This window comes from Delftia sp. GW456-R20, from assembly GCF_001622915.1.
Classification (GTDB): Bacteria; Pseudomonadota; Gammaproteobacteria; order Burkholderiales; family Burkholderiaceae_C; genus Comamonas; species Comamonas acidovorans.
The window spans coordinates 1,756,692-1,780,186 of record NZ_LWCN01000004.1 but is presented as its reverse complement, the minus strand read 5'-3'; the positions used below and the strand labels follow the sequence as shown (position 1 = coordinate 1,780,186).

15 protein-coding genes, 1 pseudogene and 1 riboswitch are annotated in these 23,495 nt (G+C 60.0%); of the genes and pseudogenes, 13 read left to right on the top strand and 3 right to left on the bottom strand.

What is annotated here, in order from left to right; translation table 11 throughout:
- Window positions 1–92 precede the first annotated feature (92 nt).
- The 6 genes from A4F85_RS13270 (at window position 93) to A4F85_RS31430 (ending at window position 11,469) form a co-directional block, all read left to right on the top strand.
- Window positions 93–2,948, top strand: a complete 2,856-nt coding sequence (locus tag A4F85_RS13270) for an SNF2-related protein (protein ID WP_269447118.1) — start codon at window positions 93–95, stop codon at window positions 2,946–2,948.
- Window positions 2,948–4,762, top strand: coding sequence for an AIPR family protein (locus A4F85_RS13265; RefSeq protein WP_063326844.1), 1,815 nt, complete (start codon window positions 2,948–2,950; stop codon window positions 4,760–4,762). Before A4F85_RS13270 ends, A4F85_RS13265 begins: the two co-directional genes overlap by 1 nt.
- Window positions 4,763–4,772: 10 nt before the next feature.
- Window positions 4,773–6,461: a site-specific DNA-methyltransferase gene (locus A4F85_RS13260; protein WP_063326843.1), complete on the top strand. Its 1,689-nt coding sequence runs from the start codon at window positions 4,773–4,775 to the stop codon at window positions 6,459–6,461.
- Window positions 6,461–9,196, top strand: a complete 2,736-nt coding sequence (locus tag A4F85_RS13255) for a DEAD/DEAH box helicase family protein (protein WP_063326842.1) — start codon at window positions 6,461–6,463, stop codon at window positions 9,194–9,196. Before A4F85_RS13260 ends, A4F85_RS13255 begins: the two co-directional genes overlap by 1 nt.
- An 11-nt stretch (window positions 9,197–9,207) precedes the next feature.
- Window positions 9,208–10,098: a GIY-YIG nuclease family protein gene (locus tag A4F85_RS13250; protein ID WP_063326841.1), complete on the top strand. Its 891-nt coding sequence runs from the start codon at window positions 9,208–9,210 to the stop codon at window positions 10,096–10,098.
- Window positions 10,099–10,230: 132 nt separating this feature from the next.
- Entirely contained in the window at window positions 10,231–11,469 is a 1,239-nt protein-coding gene (locus tag A4F85_RS31430; RefSeq protein ID WP_442856601.1) for a phospholipase, read from the top strand.
- Window positions 11,470–11,679: 210 nt separating this feature from the next.
- Here A4F85_RS31430 and A4F85_RS31150 read toward each other — a convergent pair.
- Window positions 11,680–11,854: pseudogene (locus tag A4F85_RS31150) on the bottom strand (helix-turn-helix domain-containing protein); the annotation flags it as partial.
- Window positions 11,855–11,943: 89 nt separating this feature from the next.
- Between A4F85_RS31150 and A4F85_RS13240 the strand changes: the two are divergent.
- Window positions 11,944–12,354 (top strand): hypothetical protein, encoded by a 411-nt coding sequence (locus A4F85_RS13240; protein ID WP_063326839.1) that lies wholly within the window; start codon window positions 11,944–11,946, stop codon window positions 12,352–12,354.
- Window positions 12,355–12,391: 37 nt separating this feature from the next.
- On the opposite strand, the gene A4F85_RS13235 is transcribed toward A4F85_RS13240, so the two are convergent.
- Window positions 12,392–12,742, bottom strand: coding sequence for an ArsR/SmtB family transcription factor (locus tag A4F85_RS13235; RefSeq protein WP_012204227.1), 351 nt, complete (start codon window positions 12,740–12,742; stop codon window positions 12,392–12,394).
- A 350-nt stretch (window positions 12,743–13,092) separates the two neighbouring features.
- On the opposite strand from A4F85_RS13235, the gene fusA reads away from it, so the two are divergent.
- Window positions 13,093–15,195: an elongation factor G gene (fusA, locus tag A4F85_RS13230; RefSeq protein ID WP_063326838.1), complete on the top strand. Its 2,103-nt coding sequence runs from the start codon at window positions 13,093–13,095 to the stop codon at window positions 15,193–15,195.
- A gap of 449 nt (window positions 15,196–15,644) precedes the next feature.
- Here the strand turns inward: fusA and A4F85_RS13225 are convergent, their stop codons facing one another.
- Window positions 15,645–16,559, bottom strand: coding sequence for an inositol monophosphatase family protein (locus A4F85_RS13225; protein WP_016449664.1), 915 nt, complete (start codon window positions 16,557–16,559; stop codon window positions 15,645–15,647).
- A 216-nt stretch (window positions 16,560–16,775) separates the two neighbouring features.
- On the opposite strand from A4F85_RS13225, the gene A4F85_RS13220 reads away from it, so the two are divergent.
- The 5 genes from A4F85_RS13220 to A4F85_RS29655 all read left to right on the top strand — a co-directional run bounded on the left by A4F85_RS13220 (window position 16,776) and on the right by A4F85_RS29655 (window position 23,413).
- Entirely contained in the window at window positions 16,776–17,603 is an 828-nt protein-coding gene (locus A4F85_RS13220) for an RNA methyltransferase (protein ID WP_063326837.1), read from the top strand.
- A gap of 35 nt (window positions 17,604–17,638) precedes the next feature.
- Window positions 17,639–18,463: a serine O-acetyltransferase gene (gene cysE / locus A4F85_RS13215; RefSeq protein WP_047218742.1), complete on the top strand. Its 825-nt coding sequence runs from the start codon at window positions 17,639–17,641 to the stop codon at window positions 18,461–18,463.
- Between the two features lie 62 nt (window positions 18,464–18,525).
- Window positions 18,526–19,188: a nitroreductase gene (locus A4F85_RS13210; protein WP_012204232.1), complete on the top strand. Its 663-nt coding sequence runs from the start codon at window positions 18,526–18,528 to the stop codon at window positions 19,186–19,188.
- 63 nt (window positions 19,189–19,251) lie between these two features.
- A riboswitch (TPP riboswitch) is annotated at window positions 19,252–19,377 on the top strand.
- A gap of 265 nt (window positions 19,378–19,642) precedes the next feature.
- The gene (thiC, locus tag A4F85_RS13205) at window positions 19,643–21,586 is read left to right on the top strand and encodes a phosphomethylpyrimidine synthase ThiC (RefSeq protein ID WP_063326836.1); all 1,944 of its coding nucleotides are present in this window, start codon (window positions 19,643–19,645) and stop codon (window positions 21,584–21,586) included.
- Window positions 21,587–22,093: 507 nt separating this feature from the next.
- On the top strand, window positions 22,094–23,413 hold the full coding sequence (locus tag A4F85_RS29655; RefSeq protein ID WP_082848203.1) for a glycosyltransferase: 1,320 nt from the start codon (window positions 22,094–22,096) through the stop codon (window positions 23,411–23,413).
- The last annotated feature ends 82 nt before the right edge of the window (window positions 23,414–23,495 follow it).

Here is a 23,495-nt window from a genome sequence, read left to right as displayed (position 1 = left end):
GCCGGAGGCGGAGTGACCGTGCGCCAAGACTACAACCGAATCACATCTTGTCAGGTACACAGGGAGGATCGCAGTTGATAACGCAGCAGCTTTTGACACAGCATCAAAGCCAGTACTACGCGTGGCTTTTGACGCGGCGTGCGGCAGGTGACACAGTCGAGTCGCTGGCCTCCACCCTCGTCGACTCGCAGGTTGACCTCAACCCCCATCAGGTCGAGGCCGCACTGTTCGCCTGCAGCAACCCACTCTCGCGCGGCGTCATCTTGGCAGACGAGGTCGGGCTCGGAAAGACCATTGAAGCCGGGCTTGTGATCTCGCAGCGCTGGGCCGAGCGCCGTCGCCGCATACTGATCATCGTGCCTGCCAACTTGCGTAAGCAGTGGCATCAGGAACTGCAAGACAAGTTCAGTCTGCAGGGCCTGATCCTGGAGGCCAAGAACTACAACACCATCCGCAAGCAGGAACGCCAGAACCCATTCCTGATGGCATCGGGGCCGGTTATCTGCTCGTACCAGTTTGCGAAGTCCAAAGCGGACGATATAAAGGACATCGCTTGGGACTTGGTCGTCCTCGACGAAGCGCATCGTCTGCGCAATGTCTACAAGACCAGCAACGTCATCGCCAAGACGCTGAAAGAAGCGCTGGCCCATGTTCACTCCAAGGTGCTGTTGACCGCCACGCCGCTGCAAAACTCGCTGCTGGAACTCTACGGTCTGGTCAGCATGATCGATGACCGAGTTTTCGGCGACATCGACAGCTTTCGATCCCAGTTCGCCGCCCAGCCCAGAGAACAGGCATTTGCCGCGCTGCGAACTCGACTTGGCCCCGTCTGCAAGCGAACGCTGCGCCGCCAGGTTCAGCAGTACGTTCCGTACACGGCGCGCAGAGCTATCGTTGAGGAGTTCACCCCATCCTCTGAGGAGCGGGAACTGTCCAACCTCGTCGCTGACTACCTGCGGCGACCCAATCTCAAGGCGCTACCGGAGGGCCAGCGCCAGTTGATCTCCCTAGTACTTTGGAAGTTGCTCGCGTCCTCTACCCACGCCATCGCCGGGGCACTGGAAACGATGGCCAAGCGCCTGCAGGGAGAGCTGGACGAATCCTCGGACGTTCTTGATCTTGCCGAAGTGCTGGACGAAGACTATGAATCGCTAGACGAAACCGCCGACGAGTGGAATGGGCAGGACCCAAGCACAGCGCCGCCGACGCCCAACGAGCGTGATGCCGTAACGCAGGAGATTGCCGAGCTTTGGCACTTCAAGACGCTGGCGACGAACATACGCGACAACGCCAAAGGCAAAGCGTTGTTGACTGCGCTGGATCGGGCGTTTTCAGAACTGGAGCGCCTCGGGGCTGCCAAGAAAGCCATCATCTTTACCGAGTCAAAGCGTACGCAGGAATACCTCCTCTCGCTCTTGGCGGAGACGCCCTACGGAGAAGGCATCGTGCTGTTCAACGGCACCAACAGCGATGCCCGAGCACAGGCCGTCTACAAAGACTGGCTCAAGCGCCACGAGGGAACGGATAGCATCACGGGCTCAAAGACCGCCGACACCCGAGCCGCATTGGTCGAGCACTTCAAAGAGCGCGGCACCGTGATGATTGCGACGGAGGCCGGTGCCGAAGGCATCAACCTCCAGTTCTGCTCACTGGTCATCAATTACGACCTGCCCTGGAATCCGCAGCGCATCGAACAACGCATCGGGCGCTGCCATCGGTATGGACAGAAGTTCGACGTGGTGGTCGTGAATTTCGTTGACCGCAGCAACGAGGCAGACGCGCGTGTCTATGAGCTGCTGGCGCAGAAGTTTCAGCTCTTCGAGGGCGTCTTCGGAGCCAGTGACGAGGTGCTGGGTGCGATTGGCTCGGGCGTGGAATTTGAACGGCGCATCGCCGACATCTACCAGAACTGCCGTGATCCGGATGCCATCAAGGCCAGCTTTGAACAGCTGCAGCTCGACCTGTCAGGCGAAATCAGCGAGGCTATGGTCAAGACTCGCCAGATCTTGCTCGAAAACTTCGACGAGGAAGTCCAGGACAAGTTGCGCGTCCGCGCGGAGGACAGTCGCGCTGCACGTAACAAGTACGAACGAATGCTGATGGATCTGACTAGGGCAGAGTTGGCCGGCTGCGCCACTTTTGACGACGATGGATTCGTACTTCAAAGCGCGCCGGAAGGGGCCTTTGACGGCATCGATCTAGGACGCTACGAGCTTCCCCGACGCTCCGGTGATGCATACCTCTACCGGATCGGACATCCGCTCGCGGTCTGGGTGGCCGATCAAGCGAAAACCCGTCAACTCGCCAGCACACGGCTCGTTTTTGACTATGACGCTTACGGCACGCAGATGAGTACGCTTAAGGCCTATCGAGGCAAGACCGGCTGGTTGACCCTGAAACTGGTATCCGTGGAAGCGCTCGGCAACGAGGAGCAGCACTTGGTGGTGGCGGCCAGTACTTCAGATGGCCACGCCCTCGCAGAGGATGACCCGGAGAAGTTGCTGCGCCTGCCTGCGCGGTCGCAGTTGGCGGGGCTTTTCAGCACGGCAGACGCGCCCCTTGTGGAGGACGTGGAGGCCCGCAAGATTGCCCTGCTCCGTGAGATCAACCAGCGCAACCTCGGCTACTTCGACCAAGAAGTCCAGAAGCTGGATGCTTGGGCCGATGACTTGAAGCTGGGACTTGAGCAAGAGATCAAGGCCATCGATTCCGAGATCAAGGAAGTGCGTCGTACCGCAGCAACTTCACCGACACTCGAAGAAAAGCTGGCCCACCAGAAGCGCCAGCGCGAGCTTGAAGCAAAGCGCTCCAAGTTGCGGCGCGAGTTGTTCGCCCGACAGGACGAGGTCGAGAGCCAGCGCGACGGCCTGATTACCCAACTGGAAGTCCAGCTGCAGCAGCAGGTTGTCGAGCACACGCTGTTCACCATCGAATGGGAGCTCGTGTGATGGCTGCGCTCGAACCTCACTACATGACCATTCTGAAGAAGGTGCTGGCCGCGCGCTTCGTGCCGTCACTTCCGCCGCTGCTTGGCAAAGTCGGTGCAGCCGATCAGGCTGCAAAGCAACTATCGCGAGCTTTCAGCGCCTTTGCCCTGCACAAGCTCCTCGACATCACTCCGCAGGCTGCCGCCGCGTCCGTGGTGGATGACTTTCAGGACAAGGGTATCGACGCGATCCACTACGACGCGCCAACGGAAACGCTGTATCTGCTGCAGACAAAACTGAAGGAGTCGGAGCAGTTCAAACAGGAAGATGCACTTCCGTTCTGCGAGGGCGTCCGCTTGCTGCTCAAGCAGGACTTCAGTGCCTTCAACGCGAATGTGCAGAACCGCAAGGCTGACATCGAGAGCGCACTCGACTCGTGCAGCCACATCAAGCTGGTGGTGCCCTACACCGGCGATGGCGTCTCGCAGACCGCCAGCGATGCTTTGCAGGCGCTGCTTGAAGACGAAGACCTCGACGAAGAGCGGTTGGTCAAGCAGGTGGAGTACTACTCAGCGCCCGAAATCGCCCGCGATCTTCTGGCGGAACAGGCATATCAACCGGTGCACACCGACATCTCGCTGCAAAAGTACGAGAAGGTCGAGCACCCGCGAAGCACGTACTATGGTGTTGCACGGTTGGGCGACTTGGTGGCGCTGCACCAGACGCACGGCAAGGCCCTGTACGAAAGGAACATTCGGTACTTCCTCGGTAGTAGCAAGTCCGATGTCAACAAGGCCATCAAGACCACCTTGCACGACGCTCCAGGTGATTTCTTCTATCTCAACAATGGTGTCACTGCCGTCTGCGACCTGATACAGCCGAAGGCCACTAAAAACGGGGTGAAGAAGTTCAAGTTGCGCGGCCTGTCCATCATCAACGGCGCACAAACAGTGGCCTCGGCCGCCGAGTTCGCGCGCCAGCATCCGGACAGGAACATCGACGACGCAAAAGTGATGCTTACCCTGATTAAGGCCCCAGCAGATGGGCCATTCGGGAAGCGGGTGACAAAGGCTCGCAACCATCAAAACCCTGTCCAAACCGCCAACTTTGCTTCGCTCGACGAAAACCAGGAGCGGCTGCGGCAGGAAATCGCACACCTTGGTTTCGAATATCACTATCGTCCCGAAGTGGTTGCAACAACTGGCACCAAGGCCATCACACTCGATGAGGCGCTGCGCGCACTGGCACTTCATCAAAATGATCCGCGCTTTCCTATTTGGCTCAAGAGCGAACCTGCACGACTCGCCAATCCTGATTCAGTGGAATACCAATCACTGTTCACCACGGAGCTGGCTGGTGCAACGCTAGTCAACGCTGTCCTATGTCACCGTGCCGTTCGATCCCTGGTCGTTGACTATGAACAGAAGGCGCCAGCACGCAGCCAAGAACGCTTGATCTACCGCCACGGCATCCACGTTATCACGGCAGTCATGTTGAAGCGTTTGCGCACCCGTGTTGGTGCCGCAAACGTCATTGAGCCGACTGCGATTCTCGCGCTTATTAGTCAACAGCTGGATCAGTTAAGGCAAGAGGCAGTTGATCTTGCAGTCGATCCAGTAACAAAGCGTTTAAAGCTTGCCGAGGGGCCTTTGGCGCACTTCAGGAAGATGGAAAGAGCGATTCCATTTCTCAATGATTTGATGAAGATGCACTTTGGCTTATCCCATTTCCAGATAGAAACCAACCCGGAGCGTTTGAATACGCTGGCCGCTGAGAAAAAGTCACTTGCACACGATTTGGCGGAGCGCTTGGTAAAAGCCGCTCCGCAACTATGAGAGCAACCCAATGAGCAAACAAAAACTAGAACTCACCTGGATCGGTAAGGAAAAGCGACCAAAGCTTGAGCCGCGCATCTTGGTTGAAAAGCCTGAGAAATCGTATCATGCTAAGCGTCGATTTTCGGACTCCGACATCTTCGACAACCGCCTGATCTTTGGCGATAATCTGTTGGCATTGAAGGCTCTTGAACAAGAATTTTCAGGCCGAGTAAAGTGCATCTTTATTGATCCACCTTACAACACCGGTAGTGCGTTTACACATTACGAAGATGGGTTAGAGCACTCGATTTGGCTGGGCTTGATGCGTGACAGGTTGGAGATTATCAAGCGTTTGCTCTCTTCCGATGGATCACTTTGGATAACGATTGATGACAACGAGGCGCATTATTTAAAGGTCTTGTGTGATGAGATATTCGGAAGAGCCAATTTTATATCCAATGTCGTTTGGCAGAAGAAATTCTCTCCTCAAAACGACGCCAAGTGGATTAGTAGCAGTCACGATCACATACTTTGCTACGCATTAGACAAGAGCCGCTGGTTTCCAAATGCTCTCCCGCGCTCGGCGGAAATGAACGAAAGATACAAAAATCCGGATAACGATCCACGAGGTCCATGGACAGCGACTGATCTTACTCGTGCGGAGCATAGAGATCGAGACTACTGGGGTTTAATTACTCCTTCTGGAAAGACCGTATTTCCGGCTAAGGGACGCAGCTGGAGTCGTCCAAAAGAAAATATTGAGAAACTCAAGGCGGATGAGCGGCTTTGGTTTGGTCCCAATGGTAGTAATCTTCCGCGCCTAAAAAAGTATCTCAGCGAGATGGAGGGCGGATTAACGCCACAATCAATCTGGTTCCATGGCGAAGTCGGAAACAACCAAGAAGCCAAGAAGGAAATTCTACAAATTGATGCTGACACGGTGTTTGACACGCCAAAGCCGGAGCGGCTCATCTATCGGATTCTTCATCTGGCAACTGTTTCCGGTGACCTTGTGCTCGATTCGTTCGCAGGTTCAGGAACCACCGGTGCAGTAGCCCATAAAATGGGCCGGCGTTGGATCATGGTCGAACTGGGTGAGCACTGTCACACGCACGTTATTCCTCGCCTGAGGAAAGTCATTGATGGCGAAGACAAGGGTGGAATTACCGACGCAGCAAATTGGATAGGCGGCGGCGGATTTCGCTATTTCACCCTTGCATCTACCTTAATCGTCAACGATCGCTGGGGCAATCCGATAATCAACCCGGAGTACGACGCGACTCATCTCGCAGAAGCGTTGTGTAAGTTGGAGGGGTTCAACTACGCACCATCTGAAGTGCAATGGTGGCAACACGGCCACTCAAGTGAACGGGACTTCATCTACGTGACAACGCAGAACCTCTCTGCGGAGCAGTTGCAAGCACTTTCCGACGAGGTCGGAAGCGACCAAAGTCTGCTCGTGTGCTGTGCCGCCTTCCACGGCGTCACGACTGCCAAGGCATCGGAGCGCTGGCCGAACCTGACGCTGAAGAAAATTCCCAAGATGGTGCTGGCCCGTTGTGAATGGGGCCACGACGACTACAGCCTGAATGTGGCAAACCTGCCAATGGCTCAGGTAGAAAAATATGCGCCCGCAACTGACACTGCAGCACCTAAAGCGAAGAAATCTGCCTCCGCGAGCACTGGGCAAGGCGGCCTGTTTGGGGAGGATGAATAATGAATGCACGCGTTCAGAATGCCGTTACAGGCCGATTGTCTCTTCGTCCGCCCCAGACGGAATCGCTCTCGAAATTGGTTCGAGCGCTTGGGTCTGCGCCCAGCTTGCTCGGCCACGACCAGGACGTGGCGGAGATTCTCTCCAACCTGAAGGCAGAGTTTCCAACGTTGGAGGACTTCGAGCGGGAGTTTCCGTCGTTGTGCTTCGCCCTCGCCACCGGCGTCGGCAAGACCCGATTGATGGGCGCGTTTATCGCGTACCTCCATCTGGCGCACGGCATCAACAATTTCTTCGTGCTGGCACCGAACCTGACGATTTACAACAAGCTGATCGCAGACTTCACGCGCAACACGCCGAAGTACGTTTTCAAGGGCATCGCCGAGTTCGCGCAGCAACCTCCGCTGATCATCACTGGCGACAACTACGACCAGACCGGCGCAGTTGTCGCCGATCAGCCAACAGGCTTTGCCCACGACATCCGCATCAATATCTTCAACATCTCCAAAATCAATTCCGAGGTGCGGGGCGGCAAAGAGCCACGCATTAAGCGGATGAAAGAAGTGCTTGGGGACAGCTACTTCAACCATCTGGCCAACCTGCCAGATCTCGTGCTGCTGATGGATGAGTCGCACCGCTATCGCGCCAGCGCTGGGGTTCGATCCATCAACGAACTTAAGCCGCTGTTCGGCCTGGAGGTGACGGCGACACCGTTCGTGGAATCCACGCGCGGCCCCGTCCCGTTCAAGAACGTGGTGATGGACTACCCATTGGCGCGTGCGATGGAAGATGGCTTCGTCAAGGAGCCCGCCGCCGTGACCCAGCGCAACTTCGACGCCAAGGCCCACACGCCCGAAGAGATCGAAAAGACCAAGTTGGAGGACGGTGTTCGCCTGCACGAAACCACCAAGGTGGAGCTGCTGACCTACGCCCGCGAAAACGGCGTCAAGGTGGTGAAGCCGTTCATGCTCGTGATTGCGCGTGATACCACTCACGCAGGGCAACTTTTGGCGCTTCTAGAGTCAGAAGCGTTCTACGAGGGACGCTATCAAGGCAAGGTGATTCAGGTCGACTCCAGCCGCACGGGCGCGGAGGAGGAAGAGATGATCACGCGCCTCCTCGCAGTGGAGAGCGTGGACGAGCCGACGGAGATCGTCATTCACGTCAACATGCTCAAAGAGGGCTGGGACGTCACCAACCTCTACACCATCGTTCCGTTGCGTGCGGCCAATGCGCGCACGCTGATTGAGCAGTCCATTGGTCGCGGGCTGCGGCTGCCCTATGGCAAACGCACCGGCGTGGCAGCGGTTGATCGCCTCAACATCGTCGCGCACGACAAGTTTCAGGAAATCATCGACGAAGCCAATAGGGGCGACTCACCGATCAGGCTGAAGCAGGTGATCCTCGAGGCGCCGAGCGCCGATGACAAGAAGGTGAGCGTCCAGGTCGGATCGGGTGCGATGACGCGCCTGGGACTTGCTGACGCGCCCACTATCGCCAGCGCTCAGGCAAACGCAGGCACGGCTCCGGCCAGTCCAGCCCCCGCGCCAGTATTCGCCACGGAACGCGAACGCCAGGCCGCCCGCGTTGTGATGGACGTCATCGGCAAGTACGAGGTCAAGCGCGATCTCGTTCCGACCAGCGGCGCACTGCTCAACGCGGAAGTGCAGGCCGCGATCCTGGCTGAGGTGACCCAGCGCCTGAAGCCTGCTCAGGGCGAGTTGCTGGCGGGAGTCGACGACGGGATGCCTGCACTCGACCTCTCGGCCGTGGTAGCCAAGACCACTGAGATCGTCGTCCAGCAAACCATCGATATTCCCCGAATCGCGGTGGTGCCAACCGGCGAGGTCACCACGGGCTTCCACCCGTTCAAGCTCGATGTCGCTCAGTTGCATCTTCAGCCCGGCGAGCGCGAGATCATCATTCACAACCTGCACACCAACGAGCAGGACACGCTGGCATCTGAAGTCGGCCTTAAAGAGCAGCGGTTGGAGGACTACATCGTTCACGCGCTGGTGGACTTCGACGACATCGACTACTTCACGCATGCCGATCTGCTCTATGACCTCTCAGGTCAGATGGTGCAGCACCTGCAGGGGTACCTTTCCGAAGCGGAAGCCAGAGGCGTGCTGGATCGGGATCGCCGGCTGATCGCTCGTGAAATTCACGCGCAGATGATGACGCACTTCTGGGAGGAAGCGACCGAGTACGAGGTGCAGGTCAGCCGTGGTTTCACGGAACTGAAAGCCTGCAACTACACGGCCACTGCCGGTCAGACGGCTCACCACTTCCGGGAAACCGTCACCGAGCTGGGCCGGATCAAGCAGATGCTGTTCGGTGGCTTCGCGCGCTGTCTCTACCCGTTGCAGAAGTTCGACTCCGACACGGAACGTCGCTTCGCCGTCATCCTGGAGCGCGACGCGTCGAAGTGGTTCAAGCCTGCCAAGGGCCAGTTCCAGATTTACTACAAGCTGGGCACTGAGCAGCCAGAGTACATCCCTGACTTCGTGGCGGAAACGGATTCGACCATCTTCATGGTGGAAACCAAGGCCAGAGCCGACATCAATACTCAGGAAGTTCAGGCCAAGGCTGCTGCCGCTGCGCGGTGGTGCAAGCACGCTTCGGATCACGCGGCAACAGTCGGCACCAAGCCGTGGCGGTACTTGCTGGTGCCGCACGACGAGATCGCCGAATCAAAGCGGCTCACCGACTTTTTGCGCTTCGAAGTAAAGATTTGAGCGAGGTACCTATGCAACCTTTCTCAATCACGCTTTTCGCAACCACCGGTGATCCCGAAGGCATTCGCCACCTCGACAAGTCGAACTGGTCAGGCTACGGCGTCGTCTTCAACAGGGAGCTTTTCCACCTGTTGAAGCAGGAACCGGGCTTCTCCCAGGCCGGTATCTACATCCTTGTGGGCAATGCTGCCGAAGAGACGATCTACATCGGTGAGGCCGATCCCGTCGGTGATCGCTTGAAGAACCACGTCTCAAACAAGGAGGGATGGGTGTGGGGCGTCTACTTCTTCGATCGCAACCATAAGATTGGTAAGACGGAGGTCCAGTACCTGGAGTCGGCATTGGTTTCTTTGGCCAAGAAGCACGATAGAGCCATTCTTCTGAATAAAAACAACTCGACTGCACCCACTATGGCCCCGGCAGCAAGGGCAACGGCCCAGGCGTTCCTGGCTGACATGTTGTTGATTCTTCCGATGCTTGGAATCAACGCCTTCACGCCGCCCAAACAGGACGACACGAGAGATCAGGTGCAGCCCGTCGGTTCAGAGAGCGAAAAGTTTGACACCATCGTTGTGCCAGCGCGCGAGGAAGGGTTCAAGCAACGCTTTCTGAATGAACATTGTTGGTTCGCTGTGCGGATTAATGCGAAACATATCTCGAAACTGAAGTTCATCGCCGCCTATCAGGTCTCCCCCGTTGCTGCCATCACCCATATCGCCGAGATAGATGCCATCGTTCCGTACAACGATACGGGAAAGTACATGATCAAATTCCGCGGCGCGGCAACTGCGATCGTTCCTATCCCGCGTCCGGACAGCAGCGAGGTCAATATGCAGTCTTCCCGATACGCGTTGCGGGACAAACTGGCAGTGGCTAAAAACCTCGATCAGGTTTGGGCGTAGAGCTGGGTCAAAAGGACTATGAGATTTATCGCAGGCCCTCTGAACAAACAGCTTCTGCAGAACTTGCTAGCCGAGCTGATAGAGCCCTGCACACGTGTTCGTGCGGCAGTCGCCTACGTCAGCCGAGACAACATGCAGTTGTTCGATGCATGTTCGCGAAACTTGAAGCCGCTGGAGTTCTTCGGCCGTTACGACCACACCGTAGCTGTCGATCCAGCCGTTTTAAAGTGGTTCCTCGACAAGGCCAGCCCGAATTTCGACTGCAAGCTCGTACCTGACATCCTGCATGCGAAGGTCATCTGGTGGGTGGATGCCGGAGCTTACATCGGGTCCGCCAATTTGTCGGATCGTGCCTGGATCTCGAACATCGAAGCGGGTACCTTCCTGCCGCATGACGAGCTCGTTGAGACGGGCATGGAACGAGAGCTGCTGCGCTTCTTCGAGGAGGTGGATGACCGTGCACGGCCACTGACTAAAGAGATCTACCAAGAGCAGTTGCGTCTGGCGGACCGGCGGTCAGAACTTTCGAAGCGCGAATATGGGCTTGAGCAGCAGTTCGACAAGGACCGTTTGTTGCCGAAGAATCAGGGGTTGGTGTTCGTCGACACGAAGCGGTCGTCCGAGAAGCGCTTTCAGAAGTTTGAGCAGGACTGGAACGATACGCTTCAGGTGATGCGATCCATCGCAGCCAGAGTTTCCACGACGGGGGTCAAGCCGGGATGGATCGACGCATCGGTGGCCCCTGGAGTTCAGGCCGACCAGTTTCTGCATGCCTATTACTACAAGCGTGTCAAGGAAGGAAACCGACATCCCTACGAAGAGTTCTTCGCCAGGAACTCCAAGAACCCGGAGCTGGCGCTTCAGAGCGCGCTGGAGTGGTGGCATGCCGCCGACTTCGACCACTCGTTTGAGGAGCGCACTATCAATGAGTGGGCGCCGCGACTGCGTGAGCTGTTGGCGCGCGATCGTATTCTGACGCTCAGTGAGGAGGAGTTTGTCGATGCAGTCTCCCGTGTACACGCAATCCGCGACCACGCGATCAAACAGGAGAACGAGCACTTGGGTTTGCCAGATCGACCGCAGTCTAGCGATGACAAAGTTGAGAAATTCGGCGAATGGCTCTGGCAGCAACGGTCCCGAGAGGGTAAGACAGTTCTCGAGTTGTTGAATTACGTCGTTTGGGGTACCGGCAACGTTTCGGCAAGAATTTGGAATGCTATCCGCAGCGACGATTGGGCGATCCCGCACATCGGGTTAAGCAGCCTCGGTGAGATTATCGGCTGGGGCCGCCCCGACGAATTTCCACCAAGAAATATGCGCACCAGTAAGGGGCTGCGGGCGCTGGGGTACAACGTCAGGATTAATGTGTAGCTGACATAACGAAAACCGCTTCTTTTTCGCGTCGCCTGACTGGTCTCTGCAGTGCATTCGCGTGACATTAAGACCAAGGTCGTCGTACGTGTGCGGCAGAAATTTAGTCCTGTTGGTTTGTTTGTCGTCGCAACTTCGAGGTTGATCTGACAGTATGAAGTTGTTTCAAGGCGAGAGCGCCACCAAGCCTCTTCCAGCAGGACTTGGCCTCTAGCCTGCCGCTCCCAGCTCCTCCTCGGCCCTCCCCATCACCTCAGCCGCACTACACCCCAGCCCCCGCGCAATCCTTGAACACGATAGTCGAGGTCGGCATGTGCTCGCCACGCTCCACCTGGTCCATGTACGAGCGCTCAATATCGGCGAGGTTGGCTAATGACGGCTGGCTTTTGAAGCCTGCGCTGATCGTTTGCCCCCCCGGCTATGAGTTAAAGAAAACGTGGTCCCGTTCTCCCCGCGAATCAAGAATTGTGAGCCATGACTCACGCACACCCAGGTTCATTTGAGCAACGAACCTTCGCCACCACTCCCCAACCCAACCTCGAAGACCTGGCCATCGACGCCGTCTTGCACCTTGGCGCCGCGCTGGACGTTCTGGATCTGCACGCCCGCCACAACATCACGGCCATCAACTGCGTGTGCCGCGACCTGCTGCGCATCTACTACGCCAAGGCAGATCAGGCGCAGTCGCTGGAGCCGCAGGACCAGGAACTGCTGGGCCTGCTGCACGACACGGCGGTGGACCTGGGCTATGCCATCGAGGTGGTGGACCATCTGAATGGCGACGAGGCCGACGACCCCATCCTCTATGCCGTGAGCTATCTGCTCAAGGCGGCCAAGCGGTTTGCGGATGAGGGCGTTGCTGCGGCGCTTGCCGTGAAGGGGTAGGGCGCAGGGCTGCCGCCTGCGTTGCAGGGGCCGGGCTTCAAGGGCAGGGTTTGAGGTGGGCGGCCGTGGCCTGTTCGGTGAGCGGGTCTTCGGCCAGGGCCTGCAGCAGCGCGTCCAGCAGGCCGGGAAAGCGCGCGTCCAGGTCTTCGCGGCGCAGGGAGAGCAGGTTTTCCCGGCCATCGGGGCGCTGCCAGATCACGCCGCTGTCGCGCAGCACGCGCCAGTGGTGGGTCATGGTGGATTTGGATTGGCCCTGCAGCAGCGAGCCGCAGGCGCGCTCATGGCCTGCGGCCAGCGCGCGCACCACGGCCAGGCGCAGGGGGTTGCCCAGGGCGTTGAGCAGGTTTTCCAGGCGTATCTGTTCGCGGTCGGGGTGGTTGGCAAGCATGAATCGTCCTCAGGACTTACGCAAACAGGTTGCAGCAACGCGCTGCGCCCTGTGGAAGAACGCTGGTGGCGTTCCTTCTTGCGTAAGCCGCAATCCTGTCGATGGGGCGCCACTGTGCCATGGAAGCAATGCCGCACGTCGCTGATGCGGCGTGGCGCGGGCAGTTATCTGGCAGACAGGGGCATGGCGTGGTGAAAACATGAATCGTTCTGCAAGAAGTTGCGGAAGATAGTACGATTGTCTTCGTACATTCAAATTGTCATCAACCCTCATTCAACCCCCGCGAGAATCCGACCCTTCGAACCGGCAGATCACGCACTTACGCTTTCGTAGCACCCAGGAGTCCTTTCATGGCCCGCCATACCCCCATAGAACGCTATCGCAACATTGGTATCTCCGCGCACATCGATGCCGGCAAGACCACCACGACCGAGCGCATCCTGTTCTACACCGGGGTGAGCCACAAGCTGGGCGAGGTGCACGAAGGCGCCGCCATCATGGACTGGATGGAGCAGGAGCAGGAGCGCGGCATCACCATCACCTCGGCGGCCACCACCTGCTTCTGGAAGGGCATGGACGGCCGCTTTGACCAGCACCGCATCAATATCATCGACACCCCGGGCCACGTGGACTTCACGATTGAAGTGGAGCGCTCCATGCGCGTGCTCGACGGCGCCGTGATGGTCTATGACGCCGTGGGCGGCGTGCAGCCGCAGTCAGAGACGGTCTGGCGCCAGGCCAACAAGTACAAAGTGCCGCGCCTGGCCTTCGTCAACAAGATGGACCGCACGGGCGCGGATTTTCTGCGCGTGCGCCAGATGATGATCGACCGCCTCAAGGCCAACCCCGTGCCCATCGTGCTGCCCATTGGCGCAGAGCAGCAGTTCACCGGCGTGGTGGACCTGCTCAAGATGAAGGCCATCATCTGGGACGAGGCCACGCAGGGCATGAAGTTCGAGTACCAGGACATTCCCGCCGCCATGGTGGCAGACGCCAAAAAGTGGCGCGAGTCCATGGTGGAGGCGGCTGCCGAGGCCAGCGAAGACCTGATGAACCGCTACCTGGAAGAGGGCGACCTGCCCGAGACCGACATCCTGCGTGGCCTGCGCCTGCGCACCATTGCGGGCGAGATCCAGCCCATGCTGTGCGGCTCGGCCTTCAAGAACAAGGGTGTGCAGCGCCTGCTGGACGCCGTGGTCGAGCTCATGCCTTCCCCGCTGGAAGTGCCGCCCGTGGAAGGCCATGCGGAAGACGGCTCCATCATCGTGCGCCATGCCGATGACAGCGAGAAGTTCTCTGCCCTGGCCTTCAAGCTGATGACCGACCCCTTCGTGGGCCAGCTTACCTTTGTGCGCGTCTACTCGGGCGTGCTCAACAAGGGCGACAGCGTGCTCAACTCCGTCAAGGACAAGAAGGAGCGCATTGGCCGCATCGTGCAGATGCATGCCAATGAACGCCTGGAGGTCGATGAAATCCACGCCGGCGACATTGCCGCCTGCGTGGGCCTGAAGGACGTGACCACGGGCGAGACTCTGTGCGACCCGTCCGCGCCCATCGTGCTGGAGAAGATGGTCTTCCCCGAGCCCGTGATCGCCCAGGCCGTGGAGCCCAAGTCCAAGGCCGACCAGGAAAAGATGGGCATCGCCCTGTCGCGCCTGGCCGCCGAAGATCCGTCCTTCCGCGTGCGCACCGATGAGGAATCGGGCCAGACCATCATTGCCGGCATGGGCGAGCTGCACCTGGAAATCATCGTGGACCGCATGAAGCGCGAGTTCAACGTGGAAGCCAACGTGGGCAAGCCCCAGGTGGCCTACCGCGAGACCATCCGCAAGAAAGTCACCGATGTGGACGGCAAGTTCGTGCGCCAGTCAGGCGGCAAGGGCCAGTACGGCCACGTGGTCTTCACGGTCGAGCCGCAGGAGCCTGGCAAGGGCTTCGAGTTCGTCGACGCCATCAAGGGCGGCGTGGTGCCGCGCGAGTACATCCCTGCGGTGGAAAAGGGCGTGGTCGAGGCCCTGACCAGCGGCGTGCTGGCCGGCTACCCCGTGGTGGACGTCAAGGTCACGCTGACCTTCGGCTCCTACCACGACGTGGACTCCAACGAAATGGCCTTCAAGATGGCGGCCATCTTCGGCTTCAAGGAAGCGGCGAGAAAGGCCAGCCCCGTCATCCTGGAGCCCATGATGGCCGTGGAAGTCGAGACGCCTGAGGACTACGCCGGCACCGTCATGGGCGACCTGTCCTCGCGGCGCGGCATGGTGCAGGGCATGGACGACATGGCCGGCGGCGGCAAGTCCATCAAGGCCGAAGTGCCGCTGTCCGAAATGTTCGGCTACGCCACCTCCCTGCGCTCGCAAACGCAAGGCCGTGCCACCTACTCCATGGAGTTCAAGCACTACGCCGAAGCACCGCGCAACGTGGCCGAGGCTGTGATCAACGCACGGGTCAAGTAAAAGAGCTCCGCGCCACAGGCCAGGCCGTGAGGCCATGGCCGTGGCCCGCACCCCTCCCGTATGCCCACGCCTGCGTCGGGCCGCCTGCGGGGTTGCAGTCCTGCCGCAGGACAGGACTGCCTCGTCCTCTGACTCGCCGTGATTGTTTGAACGTAGCGCGCAGCGCGAAGTGAGTTTCACGGCGAACCCCGCAGGCGGCCCGGCGCAGGTTGCCCGCAGCGAAGCGAAGGGACGTGGACATTCGGGTCGTCTTTCTTTGGCCTACGTTTCTTCGGCCGGCGTACCGGTGACGAATCAAAGAAAGGTAGGTCGGCCGCCGGGCCGAGACCCGGCCTCGAAAAACACCCCCCCGGCAGGGACAAAAACAAGCGCCCCGTCCCAAATCCAAAGGCCCAATGAAAAACAGCTCCTTGAAGGAGCTGTTTTTCATAAGAGAGTAGAAGCCGGAATCAAGCCTCAGGCTGCTGCTCAGACTCAGCAGTTTCAGCATCAGCGACGGGAGCCGCCTCTCCAGAATCAGACAGCGCCTGCCGCACACCAGCCTTCTCACCAGCAGAAGCAAACTTGCTGTACTTGCCAACGATGCCGACCAGCGCACCATAGATGCGCGGATTGCCCGCCAGGCATTCCTTCTGCTCCAGGAAATCCGCCTCGCCCGTGAAGTTGCCGACCAGGCCACCGGCCTCGGTCACCAGCAGGCTGCCGGCGGCCACGTCCCAGATCTGCAGGCCGCTTTCGAAGAAACCGTCGGCAAAGCCGGCTGCCACGTAGGCCAGGTCCAGCGCGGCGGCGCCGGGGCGGCGCACGCCTGCGGTTTCCTGCATCACGTCGCCCAGCATGTTCATGTACTGCTTGAAGTTGTCGCCACGGCGGAAGGGGAAGCCGGTGGAGATCAGGCTGTCCTTGAGCTGAATGCGCTTGGACACGCGGATGCGGCGGTCATTCAGGTAGGCGCCGCGGCCGCGCGTGGCGGTGAACAGGTCGTTGCGCGAGGGGTCGTACACCACGGCATGCTCGACCTTGCCCTTGAAGGACAGGGCAATGCTCACGCAGTACACGGGGAAGCCGTGGATGAAGTTGGTGGTGCCGTCCAGCGGATCGATGATCCAGACGTAGTCGGAGTTCTTGGCGCCGAACTCGTTGCCCGATTCCTCGGCCAGGATGCCGTGGCCCGGGTAGGCGCCCAGCAAGGTTTCGATGATGGCCTGCTCGGCCGCCTTGTCCACCTCGGTCACAAAGTCGTTGACCTGCTTTTGTGCGACACGCACGGATTCCACGTCAAGAGCCGCGCGGTTGATGATGGCGCCGGCGGCGCGTGCGGCCTTGATGGCCACGTTGAGCATGGGATGCAGGTTGGTCGACATAGATTGTGAGGCGTTGGCGGAGCAGCGGCTGTGCAAGGAGAGGACGGTCCTCTCTGGCAAAAGCAGGCTGTTTGACGCGGGTAAGAACGGAAAAAGCCGCGTCCGGCGATGCGGGGCGGCGACAATAGCGCGCAATTTTACCCGCCTTGTCCGTTTTGTGCTGCGCAACCTGTCCCGTCTTGGGGGCTCTGCCGGCGCCGGCAGGCCAGCGATGCCATGAAAACCCGATTCGTACTGATAGAAACCAGCCACGCCGGCAATGTGGGCGCCGCCGCCCGCGCCTTGAAGACCATGGGCTTTGACGACCTGGTGCTGGTGCGCCCGCGCTGGCCCAACGTGCTGCGCAAGGAAGAGACCATCCAGCGGGCCAGCGGCGCGCTGGACGTGCTGGGCAATGCGCGCGTGGTCGAGACGCTGGAGGAGGCGCTGGACGGCATCAGCCACCTGTGCGCCACGGCCATGACGCCGCGCGACTTCGGCCCGCCCACGCGCACGCCGCGCCAGCATTTCGAGCTGCTGCTCAGCGGGGCGCTGGATGTGCTGGCTGCACCCGATGAGGCCGATGCGCCCGATGAAGCGGCGCCGACCACCGATGCATCCGTGTCCGCACCGGCTCCCACGCCGCGCTGCAACCAGTCCGGCGTGGCCTTCCTGTTCGGCTGCGAGCGCTTCGGCATGAGCAACGACGATGTCTACCGCAGCGATGTGGCGCTGTCGATTCCGTCCAATCCGCAGTTCGGCTCGCTGAACCTGGGGGCAGCCATCCAGGTGGTGGCCTACGAGTGGCGCCAGGCGCTGGGCGGCTTTCCCGTGGTGGAGCACACGCCCGCGCCGCAGCGCGCCGACGCGGCCCAGGTGGCCGGCATGCTGGGCCATTGGGAGCAGGCGCTGGCGCATATCGGCTTTCTTGATCCGGCCGCACCCAAGAAGCTCATGCCGCGCCTCAACCAGCTTTTCAACCGCTCGCAACTGACCGCCGAGGAAATCCACATCCTGCGCGGTGTTGCGAAGGCCATGCTGCAGAGCACTCCAGCGAAACGCTAGACTGAGCGGTCTTGTCAACAATAACCAGCCCCTAGATGCTTGACCGCCTGCGCTCCGATATCCAGTGCATCCTCGACCGCGACCCTGCGGCACGCAGCACCTGGGAGGTCATCACCTGTTATCCGGGTCTGCATGCGATCTGGCTGCAGCGCCCGGCGCACTGGTGCTGGAACCATGGCCTCAAGTGGCTGGGGCGCTTCATCTCGCACATCGGCCGCTGGCTGACCGGCATCGAGATCCACCCCGGCGCCGTCATCGGCGAGCGCGTGTTCATCGACCACGGCATGGGCGTCGTCATCGGCGAGACGGCCGTGGTTGGCGACGGCTGCACCATCTACCACGGCGTGACCCTGGGCGGCACCTCGCTGTACAAGGGCGCCAAGCGCCATCCCACGCTGGGCCGCGATGTGGTGGTCAGCGCGGGCGCCAAGGTGCTGGGCGGTTTCGAGGTGGGCGACGGTGCCAAGATCGGCAGCAATGCCGTGGTCATCAAGCCCGTGCCCGCAGGCGCCACGGCGGTGGGCATTCCGGCGCGCATCATCGCCAGCAAGAACGGCCACAGCGCCGATGTGACCGAGCACGACCTGGCATCTGCCAGGTCCGAGGCCATCAAGGTCCCGTCGGCTGCCGCGCCCCAGCCGTTCACGGCCTACGGCATCACCCAGGAAATGGACCCCGTGGCCCAGGCCATGCGCGGCCTGAGCGATGGCGCGGCCGCGCATGAGCAGCAGATCGCGCTGTTGTGGGAGGCCATTGCCAAGCTCTCTGCCGGCAGCAAGGTGGGCGACTGCGTGCCCTGCGAGTCCGAGCGCCCGCAGGCGTTTCAGAAGGACAAGATCGACCAGATCATGGGCAAGTAGGCCTGCAGAAGATCACCAAAGATCCCCAAGATCCCCCAAGAAGACCGGAGACTCCGACCAGCATGAACGTTGAACAGGCCTTGCATGCGCGCCGCTCCGTGCGCGCCTTCCTGCCCCAGTCGCCCGATGCGGCGCTGGTGCGCTCCCTGATGGAACAGTCGGCACAAGCGGCCTCGGGTGGCAACCTGCAGCCCTGGCGCGTGCTGGCGCTGACGGGCGAGCCGCTGCAGCAACTGCTGACCGCCGTTGCCGAAGCCGAGCCCCAGGACGCCCAGCCCGGCCTGTCCTACCCGCCCAACCTCTGGGAGCCCTACCGCAGCCGGCGCTTTGCCAATGGCGAAGAGCTGTACCAGTCGCTGGGCATTCCGCGCGACGACAAGCCCGCGCGGCTGGAGCAGCTGGCGCGCAACGGCCAGTTCTTCGGCGCGCCCGTGGGCCTGATCGTGGCGGTGGACGAGCGCATGGGCCTGCCGCAATGGGTGGACCTGGGCATCTACCTGCAGTCCTTCATGCTGCTGGCCTGCGCCAATGGCCTGGCCACCTGCGCCCAGGGCTTCTGGCGCCGCTACAACGACGCCGTGACCCAGGCGCTGGCGCTGCCCGAGGGCTACCACGTGGCCTTTGGCATTGCGCTGGGCTACGAGGACAAGGATGCCCCCATCAACGGCTGGCGCGCCACGCGCGCACCGGTGGCCGAATGGGCGCAGATGCGCGGCTTCGACTGAGCAGGGCTTTCAGGCCCCTGGGCAAACCCGCAGGGCAAGGGCGCCTTGCCATCCCCTATACTGCGCTCTGCTCCGGGGTGTGCTGATGCACTGAGATGCCAACCGGTCCATGCGCTGCATGGGCCAGGCGGCGAACCCGACGAACTTGATCCGGTTGATACCGGCGGAAGAAGAGCGGGACCCTGAAGCGGGGCCGAAGTCAGAGGATGGAAGTCCGCCACGGCGGATACACGCAGGGCCGCAACGGCCAGGCAGGCCACCATCCAACGCACATCGTCCCTTGCCAACCAAGGCTGCTCGTGCGCCTTGGCGTGCGTGGCAACCAGGGGCCAAGGCCATACGGCCCTGGCAGGCCCACACTGGCATAGCCCGGTGCGCGGCCTTTGGCACAGCCCAAGGAGTGTCCGGTTCCCGGAGCGTTGTTGATCGACGCTTTGAACGCAAGGAACCCGACATGAACGCTCCCGATTCCATCTTCACCCCCGCAGCCGGCGAAGCTCCAGACGCACAGCGTTTTTCCGACCTGCTGGCGCAGTCGCGCAAGCCGTTCCCGGCCTCCACCAAGAGCTATCTGCAAGGCAGCCTGCATGCCGGCCTGAGCGTGCCCGTGCGCGATATCCAGCTGACCAATGGCGAGCAGGTCAGTGTCTATGACACCTCGGGCCCCTACACCGATCCGGCCGTGGCCATCGATGTGCGCAGCGGCCTGCCGGGCGTGCGCAATGCCTGGATCGAGTCGCGCGGCGACAGCGAGTACTACGCCGGCCGCCTGCGCCAGGCGCTGGACGACGGCGGCAAGCGCGGCGAGGAGGACGAGCGCGTGGCCCGCCTGCGGGCCGAGGCCGCTTCGCTGCAGCGCCAACCCCGCCGCGCGAAAAGCGGTGGCAACGTCTCCCAGATGCACTACGCGCGCAAGGGCATCATCACGCCCGAGATGGAATACGTGGCCCTGCGCGAGAACGGCCGCCGCGAATGGATGGCCGAGTACCAGCAGGACGCCGCGCGCGAGGCACGCCTGGCCGGCAACGGCCTGGGCGCCGCCATCCCCAAGATCATCACGCCCGAATTCGTGCGCGACGAAGTGGCGCGCGGCCGCGCCATCATCCCGGCCAACATCAACCACCCCGAGATCGAGCCCATGGCCATCGGGCGCAACTTCAAGGTCAAGATCAACGCCAACATCGGCAACTCGGCCGTCACCTCCAGCATCGAGGAAGAGGTCGAGAAGCTGGTCTGGGCCATCCGCTGGGGTGCGGACAACGTGATGGACCTGTCCACCGGCAAGAACATCCACACCACGCGCGACTGGATCATCCGCAACTCGCCCGTGCCCATCGGCACCGTGCCCATCTACCAGGCGCTGGAGAAAGTGGGCGGCATCGCCGAGGACCTGACCTGGCCCATCTTCCGCGACACCCTGATCGAGCAGGCCGAGCAGGGCGTGGACTACTTCACCATCCACGCCGGCGTGCGACTGGCCTACATCCACCTCACGGCCCAGCGCCGCACGGGCATCGTCTCGCGCGGCGGCTCCATCATGGCCAAGTGGTGCATGGCCCACCACCGCGAGAGCTTCCTGTACGAGCACTTCGAGGACATCTGCGACATCATGAAGCAGTACGACGTCAGCTTCTCGCTGGGCGACGGACTGCGCCCCGGCAGCGCCTCGGATGCCAATGACGAAGCCCAGTTCGCCGAACTCAAGACCCTGGGCGAGCTGACCCAACTGGCCTGGAAGCACGACGTGCAGACCATGATCGAAGGCCCCGGCCACGTGCCCATGCACATGATCCAGGCCAACATGACCGAGCAGCTCAAGCACTGCCACGAGGCGCCGTTCTACACCCTGGGCCCGCTGACCATCGACATCGCGCCCGGCTACGACCACATCGCCAGCGCCATCGGCGCGGCCATGATCGGCTGGTTCGGCACCGCCATGCTGTGCTACGTCACGCCCAAGGAACACCTGGGCCTGCCCGACCGAGACGACGTCAAGCAGGGCATCATCGCGTACAAGATCGCCGCCCACGCGGCCGACGTCGCCAAGGGCCACCCCGGCGCCCGCGCCCGCGACGACGCGCTGAGCCAGGCCCGCTTCGACTTCCGCTGGCAGGACCAGTTCAACCTGGGCCTGGACCCCGACACCGCCCAGGCCTACCACGACGAAACCCTGCCCAAGGACAGCGCCAAGGTGGCGCACTTCTGCTCCATGTGCGGCCCCAAGTTCTGCTCCATGAAGATCACCCAGGAAGTGCGCGAATTCGCCGCTGCCAAGGGCGTGGCCGAGCAGGAAGGCATTGCCGCCGGAATGCAGGCGAAGGCCGAGGAATTCAACCGCGCCGGCGGGGAGTTCTATATCCCCATCGTGGCGGCCAGCAGCGATACGACGGCGCGTTGAAATCCGCTGACTCCTGATCGGGATTGCGCCGTGTAGGCTGATATTTCCCCACGCTCGATCCAGTTCTGGATCGCATCCCTGACACCGCAGGCGCTGATGTGCCTGCGGTGTTTTTGCTTTGGGGTTCAAGGCGAAGGGCGTAGCCGCTGATCGACAGGGCCTGATACCAGAGTTGCCGCCCAAGCCCCTCGCAAGGCTGAATATCTGCAGAATTTAAATAGTTATCAACTATCGAAATTAAATTATCAATATTTTTATGAAAAACTCATGCTACGAAGCGTCGCACAGGCGACACGTTTTTAGAAACTGCTAGCCAGGCGGCCGCTTGTGCCGTCGCTTCATATTGAAGATAGATGTGGTGCCATGCTTTTTATTGAGGTAACATGAAATGCGATAAGAGGCGGCGCGACGTATGCGGCATACCGATAGAAAAATGAATTCCCTAAAAGGGTATTGAATGCCTCTCGAGACAAAGAATGCGCCTGGAATAATGCTGAAACAGGACCCATGAATAGTGACCATGCGCATTCTCCTGATCGCTTACGAATTTCCCCGATAATTTCAGGTCAATCGCTGCGATGGTTTTATCTGGCAAACGAATTTGCAAAACTGGGTATTGAAGTCCATGTGCTCTGTCCGAATATGCCGGCGCTACCTCCATTCAGTGAAGAACTTCATGGTGATGTGATCGTGCATCGAACATGGGCCGGGCCGTATGTGGGTGTTTCACAGAGCATCTATCTGCTCATGTCCAGATTGAAGAATCAGAAGGACTCTCCAGGCAAGGTCGCTCCAGTGGATCCATCGCACCAGACTACCACCTTGTTGAAAATATACCGTTGGGGTCGGCAGTTTCTCGATCGAATCATATTTCCCGATCTCCGGAGTGAATGGGTTTTTTCTGCCTCGCTGCGATTGATCCAGTTGCTTGGATCGAAATCATATAACGCAATTGTGTCTTCCCATGAGCCTGGTGCGAGCCTGATTCTGGGATTGCTAGGCAAACGGATCTCCCAGCTACCCCTCATTGCCGATCTGGCCGACCCGGTTGTTGCGCCACATGCGCCAAAATGGCGCTACCGCTTTGACCTTGCCTTTGAAGCCATGGTGCTCAAGCGGGCCGACGCCGCCGTTGTGACAACGGAAGCTGCTTCCGAATTGTTCATGAATCGCCATGGCCTGCAGGATATCCGTGAAAAATTCTCATGCGTGACACAAGGCTTTCCAAGCAGAGGTGAGAAAAGCACTCATATCGGTCATCGGTGCTCAGAACTACTGAAAATAGTCTACACAGGGAATTTCTACGAGGATTTCCGATCGCCAGCGCAACTTGCCATCGCTCTGAAGTCGCTGGAAGACTTGACTATTCAGGTTGATTTCTACGGAAATCACACTGCCTATCAATCGCTGTTCGAAGGAATTGGGCATGTCATATTCCATGGGGCCGTGGATCATCACATCTGCCTGATGGCTCAACAGAGCTGTGACGTTCTTCTCAGCCTGGGTAACCGACAGGCATTTCAGGTTCCGGGGAAAATTTATGAATACTTGGGCGCGGGAGTTCCCATACTGCATATTGCCATGTCTGAAACGGACGAGGCCGGACTGTTGATTTCGAATGTTGGCGCCGGATGGGCTGTGTGTAACGAATCAGGCCATATAGCAGGGGCAATAAGAGATCTCCATGCAAAGTGGCTGGAGAATGGTTTGAAAGGCGCGCTGGCACGCCGTGAAGATGCCATTGAAGAATATTCCTGGAATCGAAGAGCAGCTCAATATGCAAAAATCATAAGGCGAGTCGCTGATATTTCGGGTGGCATCAACTGATTGATTTTGCGAAGAGAAATGAAAATCAAGTTGCTAACGATATTATTATTTGAGTTTAGGTAGCACCGCACTTGGGATACGA